Origin of the sequence: Micromonospora sp. LOL_013 (genome assembly GCF_048060315.1) — a bacterium.
GTDB lineage: Bacteria > Actinomycetota > Actinomycetes > Mycobacteriales > Micromonosporaceae > Micromonospora_E.
In genome coordinates, this window is the sequence record NZ_JBHMIQ010000072.1 from 1 (window position 1) to 7,895 (window position 7,895).

Annotated in this window: 7 protein-coding genes and 2 tRNA genes; 7 read left to right on the top strand and 2 right to left on the bottom strand. The window is 68.2% G+C overall.

All coding sequences use genetic code 11. The features are described 5' to 3' along the window. Positions 1-616: 616 nt before the first annotated feature. Complete coding sequence (locus tag ACFHWS_RS28095) at positions 617-1,234, top strand: hypothetical protein (protein ID WP_416557338.1); 618 nt, start codon at positions 617-619, stop codon at positions 1,232-1,234. Positions 1,235-1,259: 25 nt separating this feature from the next. Here the strand turns inward: ACFHWS_RS28095 and ACFHWS_RS28100 are convergent. Next, positions 1,260-1,333 (bottom strand) — tRNA-Gly (locus ACFHWS_RS28100). Between the two features lie 155 nt (positions 1,334-1,488). Between ACFHWS_RS28100 and ACFHWS_RS28105 the strand changes: the two genes are divergently transcribed. From ACFHWS_RS28105 to ACFHWS_RS28130, 6 genes are all read left to right on the top strand, one after another. After that, positions 1,489-1,562: transfer RNA gene (locus ACFHWS_RS28105), tRNA-Pro, on the top strand. A 165-nt stretch (positions 1,563-1,727) separates the two neighbouring features. Beyond that, positions 1,728-3,074, top strand: coding sequence for a trigger factor (gene tig / locus ACFHWS_RS28110; RefSeq protein ID WP_416557322.1), 1,347 nt, complete (start codon positions 1,728-1,730; stop codon positions 3,072-3,074). Positions 3,075-3,288: 214 nt separating this feature from the next. Then, the gene (locus ACFHWS_RS28115) at positions 3,289-3,933 is read left to right on the top strand and encodes a ClpP family protease (protein WP_416557321.1); all 645 of its coding nucleotides are present in this window, start codon (positions 3,289-3,291) and stop codon (positions 3,931-3,933) included. A gap of 11 nt (positions 3,934-3,944) precedes the next feature. Then, positions 3,945-4,607 (top strand): ATP-dependent Clp protease proteolytic subunit, encoded by a 663-nt coding sequence (locus ACFHWS_RS28120; RefSeq protein ID WP_123603014.1) that lies wholly within the window; start codon positions 3,945-3,947, stop codon positions 4,605-4,607. 212 nt (positions 4,608-4,819) lie between these two features. Continuing rightward, the gene (gene clpX / locus ACFHWS_RS28125; protein WP_416557320.1) at positions 4,820-6,109 is read left to right on the top strand and encodes an ATP-dependent Clp protease ATP-binding subunit ClpX; all 1,290 of its coding nucleotides are present in this window, start codon (positions 4,820-4,822) and stop codon (positions 6,107-6,109) included. Positions 6,110-6,136: 27 nt separating this feature from the next. After that, a complete protein-coding gene (locus ACFHWS_RS28130) occupies positions 6,137-6,934 on the top strand; it encodes a carbon-nitrogen hydrolase family protein (protein ID WP_416569538.1) in 798 nt (265 codons plus the stop codon). 53 nt (positions 6,935-6,987) lie between these two features. On the opposite strand, the gene ACFHWS_RS28135 is transcribed toward ACFHWS_RS28130, so the two are convergent. Continuing rightward, positions 6,988-7,203: a hypothetical protein gene (locus ACFHWS_RS28135; protein WP_416557318.1), complete on the bottom strand. Its 216-nt coding sequence runs from the start codon at positions 7,201-7,203 to the stop codon at positions 6,988-6,990. Positions 7,204-7,895: the final 692 nt, after the last annotated feature.

Consider the following 7,895-nt stretch of genomic DNA (forward strand, 5'->3'; position numbering starts at 1 on the left):
GTCACGGACGGGCGGGTGCGCGGTAAACGGTCATCCGGGTGGTACGGGGGTCAGACGCGGTACGGGAGTGCGACACGGGATCGGCTCGCGGCGGCTCCGGCACGCCCACAAGCTGGTGGGGCGCGGGTGCGCTGCTGCGCGCCGTGACCATGTACAACCACGCCGGCCCGCCGACGATTCCCGACCGGGTCCACCGACCCGATCCACTGGCCGGGCCGGAGCCTGACTGCCGCCTGGCGGCTGCGGGCCGGAGTGGGTGGCGCGACCATGCACAACGACCCCGCCCAACGGATCATTCCGACCGGGGCGGCGGCGCTCCCGTGCTGCCAGCCAGCGGCGCCGACACATCGGTACCCCCGGCGCGGTCGGGAGGTCCGTTAGAGTGGTTTCAACCCCGGTGCCAGCCTCGGCGGGCCGGTGCCGGGCCCACCCCGCGAGACGCAGCGGCCGTCGGCGAGCCAATGCGTGACCCCACCGTCACCAGCAGTGGAGAGGCTCCACCATGCCGGCAGATCGCCGAAGCCGCAGCGCCCGTGACTCCGCCAGATCGTCCGCCCGGCCGGCCACCCGGGCAGCCTCGCCGGGGACGCCGTCGGTTCGTCGCCTGGCTCCACTGGTGATCGCATTCGCGCTGGGCGCACTACTCGCTGCGCCGATCGGAGCCGTGACCGCAGGCGACTCCACTGACGCAGCTGACTCCGAACCGCTCGACGACCGAGTCGCGCAGCTGCAGGCGCAGGAGGAGGAGCGGAACGCTGCCCAGATCGTGGAGCTGACCTCGCTTGCCCGCCGTACGCAGGAGAACCTCTTGCCAGTGCTCGACGGGCTGGCCGGTGCGGTGCCGGCGGGCCAACCGCCCGGTCCGGCAGCTCCCCAGTCAGACGTCGAAGGGTGGCGGGGCATCACCAGGGACGTGGTCGAGGACTTTGCCAACCCGCCGTCCGGTGGTACCGGCGTCAACATCGCCCGTTCCGGTCTGGCTGCGGCGGTACGGGCGCTCGATGCCGCGGTCGACACATACACGGCGGCGCTGGCCCTTCCACAGGATGACCGCGGAACTCTGCTGGAGCTCGCCGGCCGTCAGCGGGACATCGCGGTCACCACTTGGTCGGTCGCAGCGACACAACTCGACGTGCTCAACGTCGACGCTGGCAACGGGCACACCCACATCTTCCTCCCGGCCGCGCCGGGGCAGGGCGCCCTGACCGCCGACGGCGTACCGGAAGGGGAGTAGCGCCGCTGACCTGCGGCGGAGCAAGTGGAGCGGGCGACGAGAATCGAACTCGCGTAATCAGTTTGGAAGACTGAGGCTCTACCATTGAGCTACGCCCGCGTGCGCCCCGGCGGGCAGGGCGCGCCGTCTAGCGTACAAGTTATCCCGGGTCTGCCGCACGGGGGTCCCGCCGGCGGCGCGGCGGGTTGATCCGACAGCTGGCGGGATACCGGCCGGCGCGGCGGATTGCCGACGGCATAGACTGACCGGTGCCACGGGGTGTGGCGCAGTTTGGTAGCGCACTCGCTTTGGGAGCGAGGGGCCGTGGGTTCAAATCCCGCCACCCCGACTGTCAACCGCCGGCTCGGCACCGGGCGAGAACGATCCGGCCTGCCGGCAGGGCCTACACTCGATGGGCTGTGCCATGCCACACGGCGGGGGTGGCTGCCTCGAGCAGCGCCCGGCGCCGACAGCGACGACCGGACAAGACTGACATGCATCAAGGAGTACGCCTGTGAAGAGCACCGTCGAGACCTTGAGCCCGACTCGGGTCCGGCTCGCCATCGAGGTGCCGTTCGTCGAGCTCGAACCGAGCCTGCGGAAGGCGTACCGGGAGATCTCCCAACAGGTCACCATCCCCGGCTTCCGTAAGGGCAAGGTGCCGGCGGCCGTGATCGACCAGCGGATCGGCCGGGGCGCGGTGCTCAACGAGGCCGTCCAGGAGGCGATCCCGCAGAACATCCTGGCCGCCGTCCGCGAGCACGAGGTGAAGACGCTCGGCCGGCCGGAGGTGGAGGTCACCGACTTCACCGACGGCGAGGCGCTGAAGTTCACTGCGGAGATGGACGTACGCCCACAGCTGAGCCTGCCGGAGCTCAGCACCATCGAGGTCACCGTCGACGAGCTGCAGATCGACGAAAAGGAGATCGAGGACCAGATCGGCGGGCTGCGTGAGCGGTTCGCCACCCTCAAGACGGTCGAGCGTCCGGCCCAGGAGGGCGACTACGTCCAGATCGATCTGGCCGCGACCGTCGACGGCGAGGAAGTGCCGGGCGGTTCGGCGTCCAACCTCTCCCACGAGGTCGGCAGCAAGCAGCTGCTGCCCGGCTTGGACGAGGTGCTGGTCGGGCTGGCCGCCGGCGCGGCGACGAGCTTCGTCACCCAACTGGTCGGCGGCGACTACGCCGGCCGGGACGCGGACGTCGCGGTGACCGTGCGTACCGTCAAGGAGAAGGAGCTGCCGGAGCTGGACGACGCGTTCGCCCAGCTGGCCAGCGAGTTCGACAGCCTGGAGGAGCTGCGCAACGACCTGCGACAGAAGGTCGAGCGGGTCAAGCGGGTCGAGCAGATCTACGCCGCCCGGGACAAGGCCCTCGACCAGTTGGTTGAGGCGGCTGACGTGCCGGCACCCGACGGCGTGGTCCGCGAGGAGGTCGAGCACCGCAAGCAGGCCATGACCGACCAGCTGGAGCGGATCGGGGCCTCCTGGGAGGACTACCTCGGCTCCGAGGAGAAGTCCGAGTCCGACATCGACGCGGAGCTGGCCGAGGCGGCCGGCAAGGCGGTCAAGATCCAGCTGCTGCTGGACACCCTCGCCGACGCCGAGGACGTCCAGGTCTCCGACGACGAGTTCGGCCACGAGATCGTGCACCGCGCCCAGCGGGCCGGGATGGCGCCTCAGCAGTACTACGACCAGCTGGCCCGGTCCGGTGCGGCGGGAGCGGTCTACGGCGACGTCCGCCGGGGCAAGGCACTCGGCCTGGTGATGGAGCGGATCACGATGAAGGACGCTGCCGGCAACCCGATCAGCATGGATGCCATCCGGGAAGCCAACGAGGCCGAGCACAACCACGAGCACTGAGCGTGACCGACCACGGGCTGTCGGCCGGGATGCACATGCCCGGCCGATGGCCCGTTCGTCGTAGCGGACCACCCGCCTGCTCAACCGGGGTGACCGCTGCACCATGTGTCGCGGCCCCCTGCGCTGTGAGCGAACAGCACCCTGAGAACGGCGCCCGGCCCGTTCGCAACGGTTAATGTCGGGCTTAACGACGCACGGAGAGCGAAGGGCTGCCATGACCGATCTGCACATCCCAGCTATGCCCATCCGGGTGAGCGAGGCCCGCGGCGGTGACTCACTCAGTGGCAACCTCGACGACACGGTCTTCAACCGGCTGCTCAAGGAACGGATCATCTTCCTGGGCAGCGAGGTGACCGACCAGGTGGCCAACCGGATCTGCGCCCAGTTGCTGCTGCTGGCCGCCGAGGACCCGGACCGGGACATCAACCTGTACATCAACTCGCCGGGCGGGTCGGTCTACTCGGGCATGGCGATTTACGACACCATGCAGTACGTCAGCAACGACGTGGCCACCATCGCGATGGGTATGGCCGCGTCCATGGGCCAGTTGCTGCTCTGCGCCGGTGCGCCGGGCAAGCGGTACGCCCTGCCACACGCGCGGATCATGATGCACCAGCCGTCCGGCGGGATGGGCGGTACCGCCTCCGACATCGCCATCCAGGCCGAGCAGATGCTCTACACCAAGCGGATGTTCCAGGAGCGGGTGGCGTTCCACACCGGGCAGGAGCCGGGGCAGATCGAGGCGGACTCGGACCGTGACCGCTGGTTCACTGCCGCCGAGGCGCTCGACTACGGTTTCATCGACCGGGTGATCACTGGAGCCACGCAGGTCCCGACCGGCGCTGGCACCCGCAACTGAGGAAGGCGACGATGACTGACCTGACCATGCCGCCCGGGTTCGCTCCGGTGCACAACCGGTACGTCCTGCCGTCGTTCGTGGAGCGCACCTCGTACGGGATCAAGGAGTCGAACCCGTACAACAAGCTCTTCGAGGACCGGATCATCTTCCTCGGGGTGCAGGTGGACGACGCGTCGGCCAACGACGTGATGGCCCAGCTGCTCACCCTCGAGGGCACGGACCCGGACCGGGACATCATCATGTACATCAACTCGCCGGGTGGCTCGTTCACCGCCATGACGGCGATCTACGACACGATGCAGTACGTCCGGCCGGACATCATGACGGTCTGCCTGGGGCAGGCGGCCAGCGCGGCCGCGGTGCTGCTCGCCGCCGGCACCCCCGGCAAGCGGATGGCGTTGCCGAACTCGCGGATCATCATCCACCAGCCGGCCACCGAGGGCGGCTACGGGCAGGGCTCGGACATCGAGATTCAGGCCCGCGAGATCCTCCGGATGCGGACCCAGCTGGAGGAGATGCTGTCCCGGCACTGCAACCAGGCGGTCGAGAAGGTCCGTAAGGACATCGACCGCGACAAGATCATGACGGCGGAGGAGTCTCGCGACTACGGCCTGGTCGACACCATCCTGACCAGCCGGAAGAAGGGTGTGCTGGCGGCCAGCTCGGCCAGCTGACGACGCACGGTCAGAGGTCGGCCGGGCAGTGAGTAGACTGGCCGACCTCTGACACACCCGATTTTGGGGGTCGGAGTTTGCCCCGCCAGCGGGTAACGTCGAGATGCACCGTCTGACGGAGTTGACCGGCGGCAAGGTGCTCGACACTGACGAGGCAGACCGTCCTTAGGCCAGGGCCGGCGAGACCGGCCGAGAGCGCAGGGAGAACGTAGGTGGCACGGATCGGCGACGGCGGCGACCTACTCAAGTGCTCCTTCTGCGGCAAGTCGCAGAAGCAGGTCAAGAAGCTCATCGCGGGCCCAGGGGTCTATATCTGCGACGAGTGCATCGATCTCTGCAACGAGATCATCGAGGAGGAGCTGGCCGAGTCCGGCGAGGTCAAGTGGGAAGAGCTTCCCAAGCCGATGGAGATCTGCCAGTTCCTGGACTCGTACGTGGTCGGCCAGGACCACGCCAAGAAGGCGCTCGCGGTCGCCGTCTACAACCACTACAAGCGGATCCAGGCGGATGCTGCCGGAGCGCCCGGGGCGAACGATGCCGTCGAGGTCGCCAAGTCGAACATCCTGCTGATCGGGCCCACCGGCTGCGGCAAGACCCACCTCGCGCAGACCCTCGCCCGGATGCTCAACGTGCCGTTCGCCATCGCGGACGCGACCGCGCTGACCGAGGCCGGCTACGTCGGCGAGGACGTCGAGAACATCCTGCTCAAGCTGATCCAGGCGGCCGACTACGACATCAAGCGGGCCGAGACCGGAATCATCTACGTCGACGAGGTCGACAAGATTGCCCGTAAGTCGGAGAACCCGTCGATCACCCGGGACGTCTCCGGCGAGGGCGTCCAGCAGGCCCTGCTGAAGATCCTCGAGGGTACGGTGGCCAACGTGCCGCCCCAGGGCGGGCGCAAACACCCGCACCAGGAGTTCATCCAGATCGACACCACCAACGTGCTGTTCATCTGCGGCGGTGCGTTCGCCGGCCTGGACCAGATCATCGAGTCGCGCACCGGGCAGGGCGGCACCGGCTTCGGGGCCCGGCTCCGGGCAGTGTCCGAGCGGTCCACCGACGACATCCTCACCCAGGTCATGCCGGAGGACATGCTCAAGTTCGGGCTGATCCCGGAGTTCATCGGCCGGCTCCCGGTGATCACCAACGTCCGCAGCCTGGACCGCGAGGCCCTGGTCCGGATCCTGACCCAGCCCCGCAACGCTCTGGTCCGCCAGTACCAGCGTCTGTTCGAGTTGGATAACGTGGAGCTGGAGTTCGACCCCGGTGCGTTGGAGGCCATCGCGGATCAGGCGTTGCTCCGCGGCACCGGTGCCCGCGGCCTGCGGGCGATCATGGAGGAGGTGCTGCTCTCCGTGATGTACGAGGTGCCGAGCAACCCGGACGCTGCCCGGGTGCTGATCACCCGTGAGGCTGTGCTGGAGAACGTCAACCCGACGATCGTGCCGCGGGAGTTCACCGGCCGGCGTCGGCGCGACCGCGAGGAGAAGTCGGCCTAGCCGCAACACAACCAGGGAGCACCGCCCGTGCGTGTCGCTGTCTGCCAGCTGAACAGTCGCTCCGACCAGGCCGCCAACTTGGCGACGGCGTACGGGCTGCTTTCGTCGGCCGCCGCCGGCGGAGCCGATCTCGCGGTTCTTCCCGAGTACGTCGACTATCTCGGCACTGCGGCAGGGCTGCCCGACCCCGAGCCCGTCGACGGCACAGTCGGACGGTTCTTCGCCGACGCCGCGCGCGAGCTAGGGATGTGGGTGGTGGTTGGCTCCTACCACGAACGCGGGCCCGACCCAGACCGTACGTTCAATACCTGCCTGGTCTTCGACCGTGACGGCGAGCTGGCCGCCACCTACCGAAAGATCCACCTGTACGACGTCGAGATTCCCGGTCGGGTCTCGTACCAGGAGTCGAGCAGCGTGGCACCCGGGGCCAACTCGGTCGTGGTGGAGTGCGACGGCATCCGGATCGGCCTGTCTATCTGCTACGACCTGAGGTTCCCTGAGCTGTACCGGCGGCTCGCGACCGAGCTGGGCGCCCAGGTTCTGGTTGTGCCGGCAGCGTTCATGCTGCACACCGGCCGGGACCACTGGGAGGTTCTGCTCCGCGCCCGGGCGATCGAGAACCAGTGCTACGTGTTGGCAGCCGGCCAGATCGGCGAGCATGAGCCGAGCCGTACCTGTTTCGGCCGCAGCATGGTGGTCGACCCTTGGGGCGTCGTCGTCGCCCAGGCGCCGGATGTCCCCGGCGTGGTGTTCGCTGATCTCGACCCAGGGCGGCTGGAGTCCATCCGGCGCGAGTTGCCGAGCCTGGCGAACCGCCGGCTCTGACACCGGGCGGGCGGGAAGCGCCGCCGGGACCGCCGGCTACGTCGGACGCAGCGTCAACCACCAGAGGTGAGTACGCCGATCACCGCGAGGCTGATGATCGCGCCGCCGAGGATCAGCAGCGCCTTCGTCATCCGGGACGGCCCGCGAAGGATGAGCCGGTGGATCGAGACGATCACGGCCACCACCACCACAGCGCCGATCACGATCTGCCAGAACGGCAGCAGTAGGGCGGAGACGGCGTCGATGGCCTGTGGTCCTTCGACAGTCATGAGAGCCACTCTGACACGGTCGGCTGCGGCGCGGGGGCCCGGTGGCCAGGTCGAGGGCCGCCGGCGTCGTCGAAGGGGCGCACCGCAACACAACGCCCTCCTGCACCCATGGACCCCACGCCGCGTAGGTCAACCGCCGGGCAGTTCGCCGAGTCAGGACCCGCACCCGTCCGGTCGCACCCGCGTTGACCTGCGCATATATGGATCTTGCCAAGAATCTTCAAGATCAACTTGCGTTCCGTCGCGGCGCCGCGTAACTTTCTCTCTGTCAGCGGGACACGGACAAAACGGCCGGAAACGCAGACAGCCAGGATGGGGCGGGTGACCGCCGAACCAGACTGGGCGGGCGGTGCGACTCACCGGCAAGCCGGGCTTGAGATTGCGAAACCGACCGGGTAAGGTAGGAAGCCGGCAGGGAGCCGGGCTGAGCCTCGGGTAACGAGGAGGGCCGGTCTGCCGGACCCCCGACCAAAGACAGTCGCAGAGCGGCTGGATCAAGCGCGGGGGAATTCGGGTGGTGCGAGAGAGTTGAAACTGGCTCTTGACAACGCGAAACCAACCGGGTAAGATAGGGAAGTTGCCCGACGAAAGTCGGGTGGGACGGATGGCCCTGGTGGGGTTGCCTGCTTGATGTGGGTGGTTCTGCTGGTGTGTGTTTGTTCTTTGAGAACTCAACAGGGTGCTTGATAAGC